Source organism: Paenibacillus ginsengarvi (assembly GCF_003626695.1).
GTDB classification, from domain to species: domain Bacteria; phylum Bacillota; class Bacilli; order Paenibacillales; family NBRC-103111; genus Paenibacillus_AB; species Paenibacillus_AB ginsengarvi.
Window position 1 is genome coordinate 1 of sequence record NZ_RBAH01000019.1, and the last position, 20,421, is coordinate 20,421.

At 56.2% G+C, this 20,421-nt stretch carries 17 protein-coding genes, 1 rRNA gene and 1 pseudogene; 9 read left to right on the forward strand and 10 right to left on the reverse strand.

The annotated features are described in order from the left end of the window. Window positions 1-207: ribosomal RNA gene (locus D7M11_RS22970) — 16S ribosomal RNA — on the reverse strand; the annotation flags it as partial. Between the two features lie 365 nt (window positions 208-572). Beyond that, window positions 573-1,424: a MurR/RpiR family transcriptional regulator gene (locus D7M11_RS22975; protein WP_240041274.1), complete on the reverse strand. Its 852-nt coding sequence runs from the start codon at window positions 1,422-1,424 to the stop codon at window positions 573-575. 220 nt (window positions 1,425-1,644) lie between these two features. Here D7M11_RS22975 and D7M11_RS22980 point away from each other — a divergent pair, with 220 nt between their 5' ends. Continuing rightward, on the forward strand, window positions 1,645-2,226 hold the full coding sequence (locus D7M11_RS22980) for a sigma-70 family RNA polymerase sigma factor (protein ID WP_120749615.1): 582 nt from the start codon (window positions 1,645-1,647) through the stop codon (window positions 2,224-2,226). Next, window positions 2,213-3,193, forward strand: coding sequence for a hypothetical protein (locus tag D7M11_RS22985; protein ID WP_120749616.1), 981 nt, complete (start codon window positions 2,213-2,215; stop codon window positions 3,191-3,193). The genes D7M11_RS22980 and D7M11_RS22985 overlap by 14 nt, the downstream gene beginning before the upstream one ends. A 49-nt stretch (window positions 3,194-3,242) precedes the next feature. Here D7M11_RS22985 and D7M11_RS22990 read toward each other — a convergent pair whose 3' ends face one another. The 4 genes from D7M11_RS22990 to abc-f form a co-directional block, all read right to left on the reverse strand. Beyond that, window positions 3,243-4,772, reverse strand: coding sequence for an MFS transporter (locus D7M11_RS22990; protein ID WP_120749617.1), 1,530 nt, complete (start codon window positions 4,770-4,772; stop codon window positions 3,243-3,245). A gap of 49 nt (window positions 4,773-4,821) precedes the next feature. After that, complete coding sequence (locus D7M11_RS22995) at window positions 4,822-5,346, reverse strand: PadR family transcriptional regulator (RefSeq protein ID WP_120749618.1); 525 nt, start codon at window positions 5,344-5,346, stop codon at window positions 4,822-4,824. 141 nt (window positions 5,347-5,487) lie between these two features. Beyond that, window positions 5,488-6,384, reverse strand: coding sequence for an EcsC family protein (locus tag D7M11_RS23000; protein WP_120749619.1), 897 nt, complete (start codon window positions 6,382-6,384; stop codon window positions 5,488-5,490). 69 nt (window positions 6,385-6,453) lie between these two features. Then, entirely contained in the window at window positions 6,454-8,217 is a 1,764-nt protein-coding gene (abc-f, locus tag D7M11_RS23005) for a ribosomal protection-like ABC-F family protein (protein WP_120749620.1), read from the reverse strand. 541 nt (window positions 8,218-8,758) lie between these two features. On the opposite strand from abc-f, the pseudogene D7M11_RS37940 reads away from it, so the two are divergent. Together D7M11_RS37940 and D7M11_RS37945 are read left to right on the forward strand one after the other, a co-directional pair. Then, window positions 8,759-9,196, forward strand: a pseudogene (locus D7M11_RS37940) (nitronate monooxygenase); the annotation flags it as partial. A 91-nt stretch (window positions 9,197-9,287) separates the two neighbouring features. Next, window positions 9,288-9,776 carry an NAD(P)H-dependent flavin oxidoreductase gene (locus tag D7M11_RS37945; protein WP_338042514.1) on the forward strand — a complete coding sequence of 163 codons (489 nt, stop codon included), beginning with the start codon at window positions 9,288-9,290 and terminating at the stop codon, window positions 9,774-9,776. 120 nt (window positions 9,777-9,896) lie between these two features. On the opposite strand, the gene hisJ is transcribed toward D7M11_RS37945, so the two are convergent. The 3 genes from hisJ to D7M11_RS23025 form a co-directional block, all read right to left on the reverse strand. After that, on the reverse strand, window positions 9,897-10,718 hold the full coding sequence (hisJ, locus tag D7M11_RS23015) for a histidinol-phosphatase HisJ (RefSeq protein WP_120749621.1): 822 nt from the start codon (window positions 10,716-10,718) through the stop codon (window positions 9,897-9,899). A 206-nt stretch (window positions 10,719-10,924) separates the two neighbouring features. Continuing rightward, entirely contained in the window at window positions 10,925-13,285 is a 2,361-nt protein-coding gene (helD, locus tag D7M11_RS23020) for an RNA polymerase recycling motor HelD (RefSeq protein ID WP_120749622.1), read from the reverse strand. Between the two features lie 248 nt (window positions 13,286-13,533). Continuing rightward, window positions 13,534-14,217 (reverse strand): MgtC/SapB family protein, encoded by a 684-nt coding sequence (locus tag D7M11_RS23025; protein ID WP_120749623.1) that lies wholly within the window; start codon window positions 14,215-14,217, stop codon window positions 13,534-13,536. A 343-nt stretch (window positions 14,218-14,560) separates the two neighbouring features. On the opposite strand from D7M11_RS23025, the gene D7M11_RS23030 reads away from it, so the two are divergent. Genes D7M11_RS23030 through D7M11_RS23040 form a run of 3 tightly spaced genes read left to right on the forward strand, consistent with a single transcriptional unit; the run spans window position 14,561 to window position 17,921 of the window. Next, on the forward strand, window positions 14,561-15,283 hold the full coding sequence (locus tag D7M11_RS23030) for a polyphosphate polymerase domain-containing protein (RefSeq protein WP_120749624.1): 723 nt from the start codon (window positions 14,561-14,563) through the stop codon (window positions 15,281-15,283). A gap of 1 nt (window position 15,284) precedes the next feature. Next, window positions 15,285-15,992 (forward strand): DUF4956 domain-containing protein, encoded by a 708-nt coding sequence (locus D7M11_RS23035; protein WP_120749625.1) that lies wholly within the window; start codon window positions 15,285-15,287, stop codon window positions 15,990-15,992. Window positions 15,993-16,010: 18 nt separating this feature from the next. Then, complete coding sequence (locus D7M11_RS23040; RefSeq protein ID WP_120749626.1) at window positions 16,011-17,921, forward strand: CotH kinase family protein; 1,911 nt, start codon at window positions 16,011-16,013, stop codon at window positions 17,919-17,921. A gap of 139 nt (window positions 17,922-18,060) precedes the next feature. On the opposite strand, the gene D7M11_RS23045 is transcribed toward D7M11_RS23040, so the two are convergent. After that, window positions 18,061-18,915 carry an alpha/beta fold hydrolase gene (locus tag D7M11_RS23045; RefSeq protein WP_120749627.1) on the reverse strand — a complete coding sequence of 285 codons (855 nt, stop codon included), beginning with the start codon at window positions 18,913-18,915 and terminating at the stop codon, window positions 18,061-18,063. Between the two features lie 195 nt (window positions 18,916-19,110). Here D7M11_RS23045 and D7M11_RS23050 point away from each other — a divergent pair, with 195 nt between their 5' ends. Next, the gene (locus D7M11_RS23050; RefSeq protein ID WP_120749628.1) at window positions 19,111-19,731 is read left to right on the forward strand and encodes a hypothetical protein; all 621 of its coding nucleotides are present in this window, start codon (window positions 19,111-19,113) and stop codon (window positions 19,729-19,731) included. A 74-nt stretch (window positions 19,732-19,805) separates the two neighbouring features. Next, window positions 19,806-20,327 carry a peptide deformylase gene (def, locus tag D7M11_RS23055; RefSeq protein ID WP_120749629.1) on the forward strand — a complete coding sequence of 174 codons (522 nt, stop codon included), beginning with the start codon at window positions 19,806-19,808 and terminating at the stop codon, window positions 20,325-20,327. Window positions 20,328-20,421 lie beyond the last annotated feature (94 nt).

Below are 20,421 nucleotides of genomic sequence, written 5' to 3' on the forward strand. Positions count from 1 at the left end.
GATTGCTCCGCCTTTCCAAAAGAGAACATGCGTTCTCTCTTCGTATCCGGTATTAGCTATCGTTTCCGATAGTTATCCCAGACTTACGGGCAGGTTGCCTACGTGTTACTCACCCGTCCGCCGCTAATCCCGAAGGATTCGCTCGACTTGCATGTATTAGGCACGCCGCCAGCGTTCGTCCTGAGCCAGGATCAAACTCTCCAAAAAGGTGAAACCTTATCAGATAAGCTGATAGCTCATTACTTTACTAGCTTTTGCTTTTCACTCGTTGTGCAGTTTTCAAAGAGCATTCATTTCATTTTGTTGCGACAGCGAGAATTACTATACCACATTCTCATTCTGCATTGCAACACTTTTTTTCGTGACCACCTTTACCGAATCTTATCAATCCGGGCGATGGAACCACATCTTATCATATTGTTATTCAAAATGCAACTCGTATTTTTCTCCAGTCCAGGGTAATGGCTTACCAGCAGGAACAGATTCTTATACACAATTTGTTTTCGAAAAGACAACGATGAATAATATACCACGTTTATTTTTGATTTACAACTGGTATTTCCAGGAATACATTAAGTGCGTTTCGTGCGCTGTCCGACGGCTACCCTCGTCTTATCCAGAAGCGGAATCACCTTGTCCTGCTGACGGCTGGCAATCGTAATGAACAGAATGTCGACCACGTTAAGCTGCGCGATTCTGGAAGCCATCGCCCCGCTTCGGATGCTTTGCTCCACCGAGCTTGTAAACAGACGAATATCGCCGAGATCGGCAACCGGAGACGACCCGAACTTCGTCAGCGTAATGATCGTGGCCCCTTGTTTCTTCGCTTCCGATAGCGATTCGATAATCTCGTTCGTTTGCCCCGAATACGAGATGCCGAAGGCTACATCGCGATCGGTAAGCGTTACGGCCGACGTAAGCTGAGCATGAAAATCGGCATACGCCTGACACCACCAGTTGATCCGGTTCAGCTTCTGGTGAATATCCTGCGCAATGACGGCCGACGCCCCCATGCCGTATACGTCGATTTTGCGGGCCTTGGCCAAAGCTTCCGCCGCACGCTCCACCTCTTCGAACGAAAGAACCGATATCGTATCCTGAATCGATTGCTTGTTATTGTTGCTGACCGCCTGAATAATTTCCTCGACGGATGCCCCCATTTTGATTTCTTCGTATACTCCGGTCGGAATATTCGAGCTGAGGTCTCCGGCAATGCGCAGCTTCAGCTCCTGGAAGCCTTTCATATTCATCGTTTTCGTCAGCCGGATAATCGTCGCTTCGGAAACGCCGCTGTACTCCGCTAGTTTCTGTACGGACAGCTTGACGACATCCTTCGGATGCTCCAATATATAGTCCGCCGCTTTTCGTTCCGACGGCTTCAATTGATCCAAAATTGCCTTCATCGCTACAAGTCCGCCATTCATCGCTATCACTCGTCTCTCTCATCTAGGTTTTGTCCATATCTGTGCGCGAAAAATCCGCCTATCCCGGTCGGTTTAGAAACGGGATTCCATCTAAAATCTAGCTTAACCCATGCTTTCAGCCTGTGCAATACATATTGCGGACACGCGCCCAATTTTTCCATAAAATCGGTGAACCTTTGAAACGCGCAGAACCAATATAGAGTGAAGGAGGCCGGCCCCTGTGCAACTACCAATTACAAATGAGCTGCTGCAACGTTTGCGAGACGGAGACCGCGAATCATTCGCCTTGCTGTATGGGGCTACCCGCGATCAAACGTACCGGACCGTCTATTTTCTATTGAATCAGAAGCAGGATACGGCAGACGTCGTCAGCGAGGTTTACGCGGAGCTGCTCCGCTGTTTGCCCGGGTACCGCGCGGAACAAAGCTTCGTCTTCTGGCTAAACGGCATCGCCGTCCGGCAAGCCCGCAATTGGAACCGAAAGATGTGGCGCCTATTCCGCTTGTTCGAACGAAACAAATCGATGCATCGCGAAGAAATAGAAGCGGACGCCGCCGACGAGGTGCTGCAAAGCGAGAGCTCGGACGAGCTGTGGGCATCCGTCGAAAACCTGCCCTTCAAGCTTAAAGCGGTCATCGTGCTGCGATACTATCAGAACTGCTCTCTGGAGGAAATAGCCGGCATTTTGCAAATACCGGTCGGAACCGTAAAGTCCCGGCATCATCTGGCCTTGAAAAAACTCCGTCTTCATGTGCGGCAGAGCCCATTCGCCAAGGAGGATTCCATCCATGCAGAACGATAACGACTTACACATCGCTTTCCGCAGACACGCCGAGAAAGTCACTCCCCCTGCAAGTCTTGATGCTCGTGCGGCCCGACTGTTCGATTCCTGGGCAAACGGGAACAAAAGGAATAATGGCCGTTTAAAAAGCGCGTTCGGCAAACGCGTAGCGATTGTTGCACTCAGTATTTCCTTATTCAGCGGCGTCGCGTACGCCTCAACCGCTCTGTATGTGACGAAGACGAACAATCTGCGCTATGAAATGAACGTCGATCCGTCCATTCAGCTCAAGCACACAACGGGAACGGAGATTTACAAAGCGCTGGACCGCGTTAGAGGGTCTCTGGGCGAGGATGAAAAAGCATTCGCCTTCGTTCGCCTGCTGGATCGGGAGAAGCTGCCCGCCATGATCAGCCTGTCTAATCCCCACCTCTATACAGACCTCGCCGAGTGGAAAAAGAAAGCTGGCTTCGATAGCGCCTGGAAGATGCCGACGCTGTTGCCCGAGGGGTTCACGATCGCCGGCGGGCGGACGCAGCTTCCAATCGAAGGCGTCACTTCCGAATGGATCGACAAGTATGGTCGCACACTTCAAAAAGAAGCCGGAAAAAGCGGCGAACCCGTCGCTTGGGTCAAAGTTGAAAAAGAACCGCTGGCGTCCTTCTCTGGGGTTTACGTGCCGAACCTGGTCCTGAAAACTAAAACAGGCGAGGAAGTCACGGTCAGTTGGATGACGATTCCCGAAGGAACGAATGTGGTCATGGACGTCAAGGCCGGAGGCGGCACAGCTGCCGAGAAGCTTCAGGTTAACGGCAGCGACGCGATATACACGTACAGCCCGAACCATTTCTTCAGTAAAAACGGCCAGATGCAAATGCTGATGTGGGCCGAGAGCGCAGGCGGCAGTACGATCAAGGTGGAGCTGACCACAGAATCTTCTTCCGTGTCGAAAGAGGACCTGCTTGCTATTGCGAGCCATATGAATTAACGCGAAAACCCCTGAAGGCTTATAGGCCTCCAGGGGTTCGTTCTTGCCATTATACCGCAGCTCCAGGTGCAGTCTTCGCCGCCGTAGCTTCCGCAGGCCGCTTATATCGTCCAGGGCCGGAGTAAATCGCCGCAAGAAGCCCAAGAACCGCAAAGCCGATGGCTAGCCAAAAGCCGTGATTAATCGCCGTGCCCAGCGATTCCCGCAAAAAATCGCGAATTTGCGGCGAGAGAATGGAGCTCCCCCGAACGAGCAGTTCCGGATTGGCCAGCGTCCCGATCTGATCCGCCGGAATGTGGCGGCTGTCGGCGCCCGCTTCAATCAGATGGCGCAGGTTGCCGTTGACGGCCGTTGCCATCAAGGAAGCGCCCAGCACCCCGTCGATATTGCGCCAAAAGCCTACGATCGAGGAGCTGATGCCGATATAACGCTTCTCTACGCTGGCCGCGATCGCATTTTGCGAAACGCTCATGAGCGGACCGATCGCTGCAAACCCGAGCAGCACCATAATCAGCGTAATCATCCACGGAGACGTTGCCGTACCGACCGAGCTGAGCAGAAACGTGATCACGATCGCCGATCCCATCGATACGGCCATAAGCGGGCGGAAGGCGAACTTCGCTTGCAGCATGCCGAAGGATACCGCCCCAACCATTAGCGAGAACATCATCGGCGTAAGCAGGCCGTTCGAGCTGGCGCGGCCAAGCACGGCTACCGAAAGTATAGGCAAATACGTAATCGCCGAGAACATGATCGCCCCTTGACAAAGCACCGCCAAACTCGTGCCTAGCACCATTCGGTTGCGGAACAGATGCAGCGGCAGCACGGGCTCCACCGCCCTGCGTTCCACGATGAGGAACAAGAAACAGGTGACTACCGCCGTCACGAACAAACCAACGATAGGCCAAGAGCTCCAAGCGTATTCCCGGCCGGCCCACTCCAGAGCGAGCATGAACGAAACCGTGCATACGACTAGCAGCAGCGTACCCAAGTAATCGATGACCGGCTTACGATCGGAGCGGGATTCCTTAAGAGCAAGCAACAATACGATAAAAGAAAGCAAGCCGATCGGTACATTCACGTAAAAGCACCAGCGCCAGCCGATATGGTCGGAAATCCACGTGCCGAGCTGCGGCCCGGCAACCGAGGATAGGCCGAAAATGCCGGCGAATACGCCGGAAAGCTTGGCAGCCATCTTCGGATCGGTAAACAGGGAGAAGATGATCGTAAAGCTGATCGGAAAGATGGCCCCGGAGCCGATCCCTTGCACAACGCGAAAAGCGATCAACTGCTCCATGCTGCCAGCCACGCCGCAAAGTGCCGACCCGATCAGGAAAATCGAAATACCGATCATATAAAATAGCTTGCGCCCGAACAGATCGGACATTTTGCCGAAAATAAGCATCGTGCTCGTCGAAGCGAGCATGTAGGCCGTAAACACCCACGTCATTTTGTCGAAGCCGCCGATGTCTTTCAAAATCGGATTAATTGCCGCAGACGTGATCGTATTGTCCAGCGATGCCATCAGCAAACCAAGCGCCATCGCCAGCACGACCAGTCCGGTCTTCTCTTTCCCCATCGCTACCACTCCCGGTTCGTTTCGTAATAGAATAGCGTGCCAAGCCGCGTTATCCGTTCCGCTCCCGAAGGCGCTCCAGACCGGCAAGCAAAACGTCCAACTTCGCCTTATTGCCGGCCATCCCGATCTCCATGCATATTCGCTGCGACAGCGACATTCCCGATTCCCACCTCGCATAGTCCGCTGTCATTCTCACCAGTTCCTCTTCCATATGCGCGATGCCCAGCCTCAGCCAGCTTTCCAGCAGCTCCGGTTCCGCCAGCTCGCCGAAAAACAAGCGGGTCAAATAATCCGACTTGATCGCATCCTTCTGGATCTCGCTGTGCATATAATCCCCGAAAGCTTCCCGGCCTTTGTCCGTGATGGAGTATACGTTTTTGTTCGGGCGGCCTTCCTGCGCCAACATTTGCTTCGTAATCAGGCCTTCCTTCTCCATCTTTGCAAGCGTCGGGTAAATCGTCCCGTAGCTGGCATCGAAAAAATAAGAGAACAACTTCTCAAATCGCATCTTGATATCGTATCCGGAAAAATTTTGCGTCATCAGCAAACCGAGAATCACGTCCTGACTGGTCACACCTTTCACCTTCCTTACTTTCCCATTTCGTCCTCTGTTGCCAATATATCATTTCGATATATATCGAGTCAATATATAATTTCAAAAAAAATCCAAAACCAACGCCGCTCGGGCATTTGTTTTGGATTTAGATTTGTTGTTCTAGGCGTCCGCTTCCCGCAGCTTCCGGATGATCGCCCGTTTCCGGTACATCATTTTGCCGGCCTCCGCCACGTCGCCAACCGTGCTTTTGTTCAGCAGCGCGCCGAACAGCATGCCTGCGACCGGGACGAGCTGGAACAGCTTTTTCCAGCCGAAATTGTCGCGATATGTGGCGACCACTTCCCTCCAGCCCTGCAATTGGGAGGCTAGCTCCTTATCCTGCCGCCCGCCGCCAGTCGCTGCCGAGGCGAGGTCTTCCAGAACCGCCCGTTTGCCGACGATATCGGAAGAGCTGAACTGCAAGCATTTGACGATAAAAATGCGCTCCTGCGGATCGTTCGGATCGAAGCCGTAGCAGATGGCGATCTCCTGAAGCACCTTGAGCGATAATCCAAGCAGGGCCGGAATATCGATCGCCAGCGTAAACAAACCGCCGAAGCCGGTCGTCGCGCCCTGAACGGCAGCTAGCGTTTTGCGGCTTTCCGCCAGACGATCGGCCGTCAGGTCCATCACCTCAAGCGGCAATTCCCCCGCCGCCCGTACGGATGTTAGGACCGTCCCTTCGTAGCCTCGCTCCCGCGCGGCCCGCCCCAGCGACTCCAGCACCTGCTTCTCGGAAAGGAGATAACGCCCCCCGGTTTGCACATAACCGCCGAGTTCATCGATCGCCTGGCCAATCTTATTTCGTATCGCCTTGGGCGTCAGCTTGTCGAGCAGCAGAAACGGAATTCGGCCGAGCTTCTCCCAAAACCATATATCCTTCTGCTCCTGCTCCCAGCGAATTACCATTTCCAGCTCCCGCTCCAGCTCGGCCTTCGATCGTTCCTTATAGCTTACGGCGCCGGACGGGCCGGTTTCGCTCCCTAAGCCTTCCCGCCCATCCCGTGGACCATTCATAACCGTTTCACTCCTATCCCTATAGCTAGTATGCTATACGGATGAAATTCGATTCGGACTCATCGATCGTTAGCGCTGCTTGAGCTGTTTCAGCCGGCCGAGACACTCGTTATATGCCGCTTCGAGCTCGGGCTTCGATTCGTGTTTACCAGGGGCCGCCAAACGCCCGAGCAATCCGGTCAGCTCCAGCTCTAGTCTCATCGTTTCGGCCTCCCGTTCCGCCGGAGTCAGACGCTCCCGATACTCGACCGCAGGAACGAGTTCGGCAAGCTTCTCCTTCTCGGCCTCCGCATCGCCTTCAGGCGGCATTTCCAAGCAGTGCCGCTTCTTCTTGCGCTCCCGGTATTCGGAGTAGCCGCCGATTTCGAACGTCCATTCCCCGTTCTCGATTACGAGCAGATGCGTAGCGACCTCATCCAGGAAAAAACGGTCGTGGGAGCAAAACAAAATCGTTCCCGGGTATTCCCGCAGCACCTCCGCCAGCTTCGCTCTGGCGAAAATATCGAGATAATTCGTCGGTTCGTCGAGCAGCAGTACGTTGCAGTCGGCCATAAACAACTTGGCGAGCGCCGCCTTCACCTTTTCGCCCCCGCTCAGGACCGAAACCGGCTTAAACACGTCGTCCCTCTTCATGAGCAAGCGGGCAAGCGCGGTACGGATGCTCGTTTCCGGATAGTCGCTCGATTCGGCCACCTGCCCCAGAACCGTCCGCTCTTCGTCCAGCCCTTCCAGCCGCTGATCGAAATAGCCGATTTGACTCGCGGCGGACGTCCAGACCCCAGCTTCTCCGCGAACAATTGTTTGCAGCAGCGTCGTTTTGCCGGAGCCGTTCGGACCTACGATTCCCAGCCGCATGCCCGGAGTAATGCCGCACGAGAAAGGCCGGAACAGCATCCTAGCTCCGAAAGAGCGGGTCACGCGTTCGAGCCGGATCGCTTCCTTGGCATGAATCGGTTTATGGTAGCGGATATCGAATACCGGCTGCTCCTGCGATTTCGGCTTTTCCTTTACCTCGAGCTGCTCGATTCGTTTGCGGATCGCCTGGGCCGTCTTCTCCACTTTCGATTTCCGCCGGTTGAACTGGTCTTTTCCGAGTCTCGCCTCCGTGTTCGTCTTGCCGGTCTTCTCCCTCTTCATCCCCTTCGCGCTCTCCGCTTTTTCTACGGCCGCCCGTTCGAGTCGTTTCCTCTCTTTGTCGTACTGCTCGTATTCGAACAAAGCCCGTTCGCGTCGCAACTCCTTCTGCCGCCGGTATTCGGAGAAATTGCCGCTATACTCGCGCACCTCGCCGTCCTCCAGCTCGAGAATGCGGGTGCATACCCGATCCAGCAGCATCCGGTCGTGCGAGATGAGCAGCACGGTCCCCTCGTAAGTCCGCAGCTCTTCCTCCACCTCCGCCGCGCCTTCCGTATCGAGATGGCTCGTCGGCTCGTCGGCGAACAGCAGAGCCGCCCGCTTTCGCATCGCTTGCCGCCATTTCCACCGGGTCCGCTCGCCTCCACTCATCGTCGCATATTCGGCCGGCCGCGAAGGCTCACCCTCCGGCGCTTCCGTCTCTCCTCCAGCAAGGCTCTCCTCGCTTGGCCCCGTGCCAGCCCGCTCCCCCGCTTCATCCAGCTGCCGAACGACCGCCACACTGCCGTGCCTCGCTACCGTCCCGCCGTCCGGCTCCTCCAGTCCTGCCAACACGGACAGCAGCGTCGATTTGCCCGCGCCGTTCACGCCGACAAGTCCGACCCGTTCTCCTTCATACAGTCGCAGCACGCCGGCAATCCGGAACAGCAGCCGGTCGCCGATCCGCCGTTCCACCTGATTCGCTTCCAGTCTTAACATACAAAAAAACCTCCCCGTAACCCGGAGAGGATCGTTCGTTCCATTATTTTTCGCGCCGTAACGACGCAGCCCAAACACACCGATACCCTATATCGATTTGCAGACGTGAAAAACCGAGCTTTAAACTGCGAAAAAAATTTCCGCGGCAAGCCGGGCGTCACCCGTAAAGCAAACGCAAACCGAAGCTCCCGCCTAGGGCGGCAGCGGCATCATGTTAAAGGACGGCACTTGGCGTAAATGGACAGACGTATCCTATATCCGGGTCAATCGAATTTGATTTATCATTGTAACAATCAAATGCGCTGCCTTACGATACGGATACATAATCCATAGCACAGTGTACCTTGCCCTTTCGTTCGATTCGGCCGTCCTTTTTTGGTGCGGCGGCTTGCTCCCAGTATAATGGGAATAGAAACGCAGTGTCAACTCGTCTTCGGACGCAAACCGCCATTAAGGAGGTTTTCCAAACATGTCCCGTGATCCGTTATCTACACCGCTGTGCAAGCTGCTCGGCATAGAGCTGCCGATCATTCAGGCCGGCATGGCCGGAGGCCCGACAACGCCGCAGCTCGTAGCCGCCGTCTCCGAAGCGGGCGGTCTCGGCACGCTCGGCGCAGCCTATATGGAGCCTGAGGCGATCCGCGAAGCGGTGCGCACGATCCGGCGCCTGACGGCGAAGCCGTTCAGCGTCAATTTGTTCACGCTGTCCATGCGCGACGATTATTCGCGCTACGCCGAGGTGCAGCCGGTGCTCGACCGGCTCGGCGCGGAGCTTGGCGTGCCTGCCCGGGCCGGGGCGGAGCCGCCGCGCACGCCCGATCGCCTGGAGCGGCAGTTCGCCGTGCTGCTGGAGGAGGACGTCCCCGTCCTCAGCACGGCGTTCGGCCCGCTCCCGGAGCCGCTCGGGCGCGCGGCGCGCGAAGCGGGCCGGCTCGTCACGACGATGGTGACGACGGTGGAGGAAGCGCAGCTCGCCGAAGCCGCGGGCGCGGACGTCCTGATCGCCCAGGGCAGCGACGCCGGGGGCCACCGGGGCACGTTCGACATCGAACGGCACGACCGGGGCCCTCGTGGGCACGTTTTCGCTGGTTCCGCAAATTGCGGACCAGGCGAAAGTGCCCGTCGCCGCCGCCGGAGGCGTGATGGACGGCCGCGGCCTTGCGGCAGCGCTGCTCCTGGGGGCGCAAGGGGCGCAGCTCGGCACGCGGTTCCTGACCGCGGCCGAGTCCGGCGCCCATGCCGCCTACAAGGAGGCGCTGCTGGCGAGCGCGGAGGACGACACCGTCGTCACCCGCTGGTTTTCGGGCCGGCCGGCCCGGGGGCTGCGCAATCGCTTCATCCAGGAAGCGGAGCGGGCGGGCATCGAGCCGCTGCCGTTCCCGAGCCAGAACAGCGCCACCGGCCCGCTGCGGCAAGAGGCGGCGAAGCAAGGACGGGCCGATTACATGTCGCTGTGGAGCGGACAAGCAGTGCGGCTGCTCACCCGGGACACGCCCGCTGCGCAGATCGTTCGCGACATCGCGGAAAAAGCCCGCGCCCTGCTAGGCGCTCGGGATTAAAGCGGCTTCGGATACCGCGCCGCAGATGCAGCGCAAAAAAGCCGTGCCAGCCATGCGTCTTTGTGACCGCATCGCTGGGCGACGGCTTTTTCGCTTTCCTTTTTGCCGGGGAACAGCCCGTCAGCCGCCTTGCATCGCCCGCTCGAAATTGTCCCAGCCGAAGCCGACCTGCTCCGGCTTGTGCGAATCGGAGCCGTACACGCACTCGATCCCTTTCGCCGTACAAGCGCGAATGAACCATTCCGGCACATAAGGCTTCTCGCACGTGGCGACGCGTAGTCCCGCCGTATTGACATCGATGCCGGTGCCCGTTGCCGCAAGCAGCGGCAGGACGCGCTCCAGCCTTTCGCGTATTTGCCCTTCGTCGACCGGCGGCAGCGCGTGCCGGAACTTCTCGATCAAGCCGATATGCCCGAGCCGTTTGCGCCCCGGCAGCCGGGCCGCGCTTTCGATCGCCAGCTCGACATGGTCGAAATATTCGCCGACTACTTTCTCCATCGTCCCGTAGTAGCTCAGCAGATTCGTCCGGAAATCGTCCGGCTTGTAGTCGATGCAGCGCATCCCACCTCGGCCCGGCAAGTAATGAACCGAGACGACGCAATCTTCGAGAACGTCCGCCCACGGCTCTACGATCCGCTCGGTAAAGGCGAAGTTTTCATGCAAATAGTCAATTTCCAGGCCGATCGTGACTTCGAGACGGCCCTCGTAACGTTTCTTGTTCTCGCTGACGTAGTCGAAATACGCCGGCATTTCGCTCTCGTCCATCGCCAGCTCCGCCATCAATTGCGCATCGTCGACGAGCTTCTCCGGCAGCGGCGGATGCTCGGTCACGGAGTAGCGCTCGAACCCGAGCAGCACAGCCCGGTCGAGGTAGCGCTCCAGTTCGTCCGGATGCCCGTGCTTGCAAAATTTCGTGTGCGAATGCCCATCCCATTTGATCATCGGCCGTTATCCCCTCTCGAAGCCGCGAAAGACGTGCGTAGAAGCTGTTCCGTATCCGCATCCCTTGTGTCAAAACCGGCACCTGAAAGACTTCGGGAGCCGGAACGCTTTGCCGTCTAAATAAGCGGCTTCTCCCATCGTTTTCTCGTCCTTATTGTACCAGCTTTGACCGGGGATACGCCATGCCCTCTGCCCGCAGCGCAGCCTTACACTCCGATTGCCGATTCCGTCTCGTACGAATCGGGGGATACGCCTTGAAGAAATGGCGTCGGCTCGCCCATATAGCAAATATGCAGCTCGTGCATCGCCCGCGTGCATGCGGTGTAAAACAGCTTTCGCTCGCTTTCCCGGCCGTAGCGTGCCGAGGAGGCGTCGTACAGCACGACTCCGTCGAACTCCACCCCTTTGGCCAAATACGAAGGAATGACGACAAGACCTTGCTCGAAGGAAGCGGAGCCGGTTCCGATCAGCTTGATCGGCAGCGAGGCTTGCAGCGCTTCGTGCGCTTCCCGGCTTTCCTCCGCCGTTTTGCAAATGACCGCAATCGAGCGGTGTCCTTCCGCCTGCATACGCTGTATACGCTCCAGAACGGCGCTCTGCAGCGCCTTCTTGTCAGCGGCTGCCACAACGATCGGTTTGCTCCCGCCGCGATTGAACAGCTCGATCGCTTCGCCGCCCGCCACAAGCTGGCGCGTAAACTCGACAATTTCGCGCGTGGAGCGGTAGCTTCGGGTCAGCGCGAATTGCTCCTTCTCTTCTTCGCCGAACAGTCTTCGCAGCTCGGCAAAACTGTCTTCTCCATGGGCATGCGCGTAAATCGCCTGATTGAGATCGCCCAGAACGGTCATCCTCGCCCGGGGGAACAGCCGCCGCAGCATCGCGAACTGGAAGGCCGAATAATCCTGCGCCTCGTCGATGAATACGTGGCGGACCGCCGAATTTGTCTGAAACCCTTCGAGCCGCTCCATCACGTTGAGGTACGGTCCTGCGTCTTCGCAGCTCAGTTCTCTGCGATCCAGCCTTTGTGTCGTCAAGGCGCAAATGTCGCTCCACAGCGGGGGAAGCGCCTCTTCGGGAGCAAGCGAACGCGCGAAATCGCGCTCTGCGAACAGCTGCCGGTATATGCCGGGAAGATCGATAAAGGCAAATCGCTTCGCCGCCCGGCGCAGCGGCTTGAACTGCTCCTGAACGACCATGAAAGCAAGCTGATCGTGCTCCCTCGCATAGTCGTCGAAGGTGTTCTCGGAAAATTGCCGTTTTTTCTGCAATTGTTCAAACGCCTGCATATACGCTTCCTTGTCAAGCAGCTCGATCTCGTCATCGACCCAGGGCTTGCGGCGCTCCAGCTTGGCGAGCCGGGTCAACTCCTTGAGCAGCCATTCCGACAAAGCTTGCATCCGGTTCGGCAGCGTATAGGCCATGTTTGCCCCGTAAAACTGCTCCCGCAAACGTTCGGCCGGAACGAGTACCTCGCCGCGGAACATCACATCGCGGAACAACACGCCTTCCTGCGCCAAATAAACCGCATACCGGTCGAGCAGCCGCATGTAGGCAGCCGAAGCCTTGTAGCGGATCGCCTGCATGCGTGCTTCATACTCCGGCTCCTCCGCGGCGCTGAGCGTATATTCCATCTGCTCGAACGGATCTTCCACCTGAAACGATCGTCCGAGCCGGTGATCGATATACTGCTGGAACGTCGTCTGCTGCATATTTTCTTCTCCAAGCTCCGGCAGCACCGTCGATACGTAGCTGTTAAACATCGGATTGGGCGAGAAGAGCACGATCTGATCGGCTTTGAGCGTTTCCCGGTATCGGTATAACAGATAAGCGACGCGCTGAAGCGCAGCCGACGTTTTACCGCTTCCCGCCGCTCCCAGCACGATAAGCAGACGCGCGCTTTCGTTGCGGATGATCCGGTTTTGCTCGCGCTGAATGGTCGCCACGATGCTCCGCATCTGCGCATCGGACTGCTTGCCGAGCACTTCCTGGAGCAGCTCGTCGCCGATCGTGACGCCGGTGTCGAACAGGCTGCGAATATGGCCGTCCCGTATGATGAACTGCCGCTTCAGCGTCATTTCGCCTTCGATCGTGCCCCCAGGCGTTTCATACTTAGCCGTGCCCGGTCCATAATCGTAATACAGACTCGAAACCGGTGCCCGCCAATCGTAAATGAGAAACTCCAGCCCGCTGTCGTCCACCAGAGAGCTAGTTCCGATATATATCTTCTCTGCACTGCGCTCGCCCTGTTCCACAAAATCGATCCGGCCGAAATACGGTGTCTGCCTCAGCCGTTTCAGCGCTTTGAGCTGGGCGGCGGCGACGCGATGGACGCGCTCCCGCTCCGACAGCACTTCCGCCTGCTGCTTCATGCTGGCATACGATTCCGCCAATTCTTCCATATCTTCCATATTGACGGTAACGTCATCCCAGTACGTTTTGCGGATGTTTACGATATCCGATTTCAGATCACCGGTCTGTTCTTCTAACTGCTCGATCCGCTTCTCGATGATGCCTGTAATCCGGGTTACTCTGATCTGCTCCTCCGAACGACTTTGCTCCGCGCTCATGCCACCGCTCCCTTTCGTCCTTATTTTTGCTCAAAAATCAGTTTGACAACCACCGTTCCCTTGTGCTATTATTATATTGGGAATTCATGATGATAAGTCATTATTCTTGAGCGAGAATCAGTTTCCATTTTATCATGGGACACTCTCTATTTCAAGATGTCGTGTTATGGGAATATACAACGGAGACGCCTGGGCGTCTCCGTTTTTTGCTGTATATGGATTCCTTGCCCCAAATCTCCCGCTTCCCTTTATGCCGAGCCCGGCGCCGCCTCAACCGACAAAATAAACGGAAGCTGCTGAATGATCGGCATCAACTGCTCCGTCTTCCCGCCTCCCGCAAATTTGAGATTCATCTCCACCTGAAGCACGGCATGGTCGTCCGCCGCTTGCTCGACATGGTAGCTCAGAACCGAGACGTCTTTCTCGCTAAGCACTTGCAAAATGCGGTCCAGCGCAGCCGGCTCGCTGGCCACCCGCATCGTGAGCGTATCCGTCCTCGGGGCCGACAACCACTTCATCATCTTGCCGTGCAGCAGCTTCTGTGCCACCAGCACAAGCACGGTCACGCCGCCTCCGACCTCGTACAAGCCCGCTCCGATTGCCATCCCGATACCGGCCGTCGTCCATATGCCGGCCGCGGTCGTCAAGCCTCGTACCGTCTGCTTCTGCATGAAAATCATCCCGGCGCCCAAAAAGCCGACGCCGCTGACAACCTGTGCGGCAATCCGCGAAGGATCGAACGCCAAGCTCTCCCAGCCGCTCTGATCGCGAAATCCGTATTTTGATATGACGACCATAAGCGCCGCTCCGACGGCTACGACAAAATGAGTCCGTATCCCCGCTTCCTTCATGCGGCTTTTACGTTCGTATCCGATTAGTGCCCCGCAAATGCCGGCCAGTATGACCCGGAGCAAATATTCGAATTCCACCATGCCTCCGCCTTCCTTCCAAGTGTTAATCCGTTATCTCTATACGTGATGCCGCTTCCTCGGTTTATGCCGAAGAACGGCTTGCAAGGAGTATGGGACTTGCTCGAAACTTGCCGTTTTGCTTCCTCATTGTACCGTAATAAATCGCTTTCATCCAATTTTGCATCCCTTACCCCTATGTTCTCCAAACGTCATTTATTAATAAATTGTAAATATTCAGCTTCCTCTTAGCGTGCGTTCAGGGCACATTCAGCTCTAGCCGCTACAATGGGTTTCAGCAGCACACCGGCAGAGCCGAGATCCTTGCACACATCCGAAAAACATGATCATAGAGGAGGAGAGCGAGATGACTCCCAGCCCTTCCAAGCTGAAATTTCGCAACGAGCTGAAGTTTTTCGTCAATTATCATCAGTATCATTTGATCCGGCACCGGCTGCAGGAGCTTGTGGACACCGATCAGCATGCGGGCCCGGCAGGCGACTATCATATCCGCAGCCTGTACTTCGACGATATCCGCAACACGGCGCTCCACGAGAAGCTCGGCGGCATCCGGGACCGGGCCAAATACCGCATCCGGATCTACAACCTTGAGGATGGCGTCATTCACTTGGAGAAAAAGATCAAGCGGCACGACTACATCGCCAAGTTGAAGGAGCCGCTGACGAGGGACATGTTCGAATCGATCATGGCGGGTGACTATGAGGTGCTGAATGTGCCGGAGAAGCCTCTGCTGAAGGAAGTATACGATCAGGCGATGCATCAGCTGCTGAGGCCGAAGGTCATCGTCGATTATGTGCGCGAGCCGTTCGTATGCGCTAACGGCAATGTCCGAATCACGTTTGACAAAGATTTGAGAACCGGGCTTCATTCCACGGATTTATTTAACAAACGGCTCGAAACCGTCCAGGCGCTCGAGAATGGCATGTTCATTTTTGAGGTTAAGTTCGACGAGTATATTCCCGAATATATCAAGGCCGCGATTCAGCATGAAGGCCTCATTCGGCAGTCGGCTTCCAAGTACGTCATTTGCCGCAAATTTTTGAAAGAAAACGGCTGGGAGGATTATTAATATGGAAACTAATGCGGTTAACAATACGACGACAACGAATTTCTCGGATATCGTCAAAAAGTCCGTACTGGAAAACTTCTCTTCGGACATTAGCGTTTGGAAAATACTCATCACGCTCGGCGTAGCTTTTTTTATCGGACTGTTCATTTACATTTTGTACAAACGCATTTTTAGCGGCGTTTTGTATTCCAAAAGCTTTAACGTTTCGCTGATCGGCATGACGATGGTCACCGCCGTGGTCATTATCGCCATTAACTCCAACCTTGTCCTGTCCCTCGGCATGGTCGGCGCGCTGTCGATCGTCCGCTTCCGGACGCCGATCAAGGACCCGACCGATCTGATCTTTCTGTTCTGGTCGGCGGTAGCCGGCATTGTGACCGGTGCGGGCTTTTACACGCTCGCTATTATTGGTTCGATCGTCGTAGGTCTCGTGCTCGTTCTGTTTATTAAAAGCATGGCCGCGGAAACTCCTTATCTGCTGGTCGTGAACTGCGACGGCGACGATAGCGAGCAGGAAGTGCACCGTACGCTGAACGGCCTCGTCAAACGTTACAACGTCAAACAAAAAACGGTCAAGCACGGCAACACCGAGCTGACGATGGAAATTCGCCTGAAAGACCGCGAAGGCTCCTTCGTGAACCGGATTTCCGAGCTGGCTGGCGTCCGGAACGCCGTGCTCATCAGCTACAGCGGCGACTATACAGCTTAAACACGGGTGGTGATGATGATGTTAAAGTCCAGGGCCGCTCTGCCGCTCTTGTCGTTCCTCTGCATCGTAATGCTGCTGATCGGTTTTACGGGCAAGTCGCTCTCCGGGACGCAGGACAGAACGGCGAGCGCGGCGCAATCTTCGGCGGGGGCGGAACAGGCTTCCTATATCCAGCAGTACGTGTTTCCGAAAGATAAGGTGGTCGATGTAAAAGTCACCATCGATCCGCAAGATTTTCAGGATATGCTGGACAATGCTTCCGCAGAGGAAATGAAAACCGCTTCGGTCGATTATAACGGCGTTCATTTCGATAATATCGGCATCCGTGCGAAGGGCAACCTCAGCCTGCGGAGCGTCGTGAATTCGGACTCGGACCGGTATAGCTTCAAGCTTTCCTTCGATGAATATTTAACGAACCAAACGTTTTACGGCATTAGCAAAATCAACTTGAACAACAATTACAGCGACCCTACGTATATGCGCGAGTTTTTGACGTATGAGCTGGCCGCCGAGATGGGACTTCCCACACCGGGAGTTTCCTACGTGAATGTGTACGTAAACGGCGAGCTGTGGGGCTTTTATTTGGCCGTCGAGCAGATCGGGGATTCTTATCTTCAGCGCCACTTCGGCAATTCTTACGGAGCGCTGTACAAAGCCGAAATGAACGGCAATGGCGGCGACCTAATATGGAGAGATAATGACCTAGACTCTTATCCGGCCCTCGTGCAGAAGTCGAAGAGCTCAAACGATGACATTTTACTGAGCATGCTGGATGAGCTGAATAACGGCACCGATTACGAAAAGGTACTGGATGTGGAGGAAGCGCTCAAATACGTAGCCCTGAACGTCGTTACGCAAAATACGGACAGCTATCTGGGCTCAAACAAGCAGAACTACTATTTGTACGAAAATAAAGGCGTGTTCTCGGTGCTGCCGTGGGATTACAACATGGCGTTCGGCGGCCTCGGCAATTCGTCCCTGCTGATCGACGAACCGACACAGGGAGCGGTCGCCGAGCGGCCGTTAATCGCCAAACTGCTTGAGGTGGATGCTTACAAGGAGCTTTACCACAGCCTGATTCGCACCGCTATCGAAGACTATTTATCGAACGACCGGTTCGAGGCTCGCGTGCAGCAGTTGAACGAGCTCATCTCCGGTTACGTCGAGCAGGACCCGCGGCCGTTCAGCTCGTACGATCAGTATAAAAGCGGGCTGACGCAGCTGATTTCCGGCAATGCGAGCCGCGTAAGCAACTATGCGCAGCAGCTCGACGGCACGCTCCCCTCTTCCGGCAACGGAAGCGGCAGCGGGATGGGCGGCCCCGGCGGCATGGGTGACGGAGGCGGCTTCGGCGGGAACCGGCAAGGCGGACGCGGAGGAGGCGGCGGCGCTCCCGCAGGAGCCGGGGCGATCGCAGCGCCGGCCGGGCAGAACGGCTTCGTCCGGACCGCCGCCGCGGAAGGCGGGAACGGGCAGCAGCCGAACGGGCAGCAAGCTCCGAACGGGCAGCAAGCCCCGAACGGGCAGCAGGCCCAAAACGGGCAGCAGGCCCAAAACGGGCAGCAGGCCCCGAGCGGGCAGCAGGCTCCCAACGGGCAGCAAGTCCCGAACGGGCAGCTGGCTCCCAACGGGCAGCAAGTCCCGAACGGGCAGCAAGTCCCGAACGGGCAGCTGGCCCCCGACGGTCAGCAGGGCCAAAACGGTGGTCAAGATCAGATGCGGCCCGGCGGCGGAGGGTTTGGCCAAGGCGGCATGGGCGGGCCGCCAGGGGGCATGGGCGGTGGACCAGGCGGTATGTTCGGGATGGGAAACCAGTCGAAGGTCAATACGGAAGCCAATCTCAAGGAAGCGTATCTGGTTGCCGGGATGCTCGTCCTGCTGCTGCTCGCCAGTGTGTTTGTCGCCAAGTTCAGACGCAGACGGCTTTAATGGACAGTTATTCTGATTTTTGCGAGAGGGCCTCGTGGCCTCGCTCGAACTTCGTCTCCCATCGACAGATGTCGCCGGTGGGGCGCAGTTCAGCGAAGGACGAGGCCCTTTTTTATACAGCAGCAACTTTATCTATGACTCACCGTTTCCCCAATCCAGTCCCGCTCCAAAACCGGTCGATAACCTCTACGAACTTGTCGGGCTCCTCCGTATGCGGGGAGTGATTGCTTTCCTCGAATACCGTCAACTCCGAACCGGGAATAAGCCTGTGCAGCTCTTCCGAGAAACGAACCGGGCATTGCGAATCGTGCCTCCCGCATAAAATCAATGATGGCGTGCGAATATCCGGCAAACGTTCGCGAATATCGTAGTCGTACAAGTGACGGTTGTAATAGTCCAGCCTGCTCTGAACAACCTTTCCGCTGCTCGGCTTGGCAAAGTATTCGTCCCATTTGTCCGGGCGGTATAGCGACATTTCCACCCACTCCCGGCCTGCGGCCCCTTTCGCTTCGGCACTGGTTTCCGGACTGCGCAGAATGGCGAATAGCTGCCGGAGCCGAGCATTTTGCGGATGATCGCGGCAATAAATACTGTCCGGATCGGACATATACGCATACGAAGCGGCCGCTCCTGCCACGACCAGCTTAATCAGTCGCTCCGGATATAGGATTCCGTATAGAAGCCCGAGCATACCGCCCGTCGAATGACCCGCGAATGACCACCTTTGCAGCCCAAGCGCTTCCCGAATCGCCTCCAGATCGTGGACGGACGCCTCCATACTCAAATCGTGCTCGTCCGCCGCCCGGTCCGTCTGGCCGCAGCCCTTAAGATTGACCAAAAAAACTTGACGGCCGGCTGCGAACCGGTCGGCGAACGTGTTCCCTTTTTCCGTAAAGGCGCTGTAATAGTGTGTCACGCAAACCGGGTCGCCTTGCCCTGCGGTAAACAGTTCGAATATGCCGCGCGTGGTTCTCATCATCATTTTTTGCCACATAAGCTCGCCTCCTACAGTTTCCAGTATATGGGCCGTTGGGCGACATCGGAAATGCCGAATGCTGATATGCGGTTATGCACCAAACGTATATCGAAAAGCAAACGTTTTTTGTAACCAAATTTCAATTACATAATTGATTATTTATCGTTACAGTTATATAATCAAAACACAAAAGTGAATGCGGGAGATGATTTTATGCCGGAGCCTACAGCGGTAAGCTCTTCGCTTGACGAATTGTCCGAAGGTATGGCCGCCTTCGAGGAGGAGCTCGCGGACGAGATCGGGGAACTCGCCAAACGGCGCGATTGGCAGGGCATTCAGGAACGGACCGATTATGCCAAACAAATCCGGACGTTTGCCCACAAAATTATGGCGCTTAAGGAAGAATGGGATCGCTTGAACGGTCTGGACGATTCCGAACCCACCGCTGCCGAAGACGATACCGACCAATTGCCGGTGACCGCACGCACGCGCTGGGAGAAGATCGGGGACAAAATCCGCGTGCAAACCGAAGGCGGACGCACGGCCTATTCGAATATTATTCCGGTTTGGCTGTTTAAAGAGCTGGCCCTTGCCGCTCTTGCACAAATCCGGGCGAACGGTTATGTGAAAACGGCCGATGTGCTAAGCGGCAAGCTCGACACGATCGTGGAGAAAAGCGAGTACAAACGCGCCCCGCGCCTGCCGGTATACGTTACATTCAAGGTACTGGTCAAGGAAGGCGTATTCGAGAACCCCGACCGCAACACACACCGATATACGCTAGTCGGAGGCAACGAGCAGCTGCTTCACCGCTTTTTGGGGGAGCTAGGGTGAACGAGCGAGCTGCGGGCGGGGGCTGCCATTAAGAGACTTTTCGAATTACCATACATCAAGGAGTGTGAAAACAGATGGCCGAGCGTATGATCCGTCAGATCGGAGATCCGGTCTTGCGGCAGTCTTGCAAGCCTGTACCCGCCGTTACGGCGAACGTGATCAAATTGTTAAACGATTTGGCGGATACCATCCATTCGGGAGAAAACCGGGCGGGACTAGCTGCGCCGCAAATCGGCATCGCCAAACGGGTGGCGGTCGTCGATTACGGTACCGGACTGATCGAGCTTATTAATCCGGTAATCGTCGAGCGATCCGGCGAACAGACGGGAGCGGAAGGCTGCTTGTCCATTCCCGGCGTCTACGGCTTTGTGAAACGCGCGCAGTACGTCAAGGTGAAGACACTGGATCGCGCGGGGAATGTCACGTACGTGGAGGGAACGGACAATGTCGCCGTTTGCCTGCAGCATGAAATCGACCATTTGGACGGTGTCCTTTATATCGATCACGTCAAGAAAGGGCAGCTGTTCAACGAGCATAATGACAAGCCGATTGACGTCCTGAAAATGATCCGCATGTCGCGGAATCCGGAATTTTAATAAATTGTCTCTTCCCTCTTGCGGACGGCTACTCTCTGTATTAAGATGAGTGCATTGCAACAGCAAAACGTTAATCGTGTGAAGCACACACCGC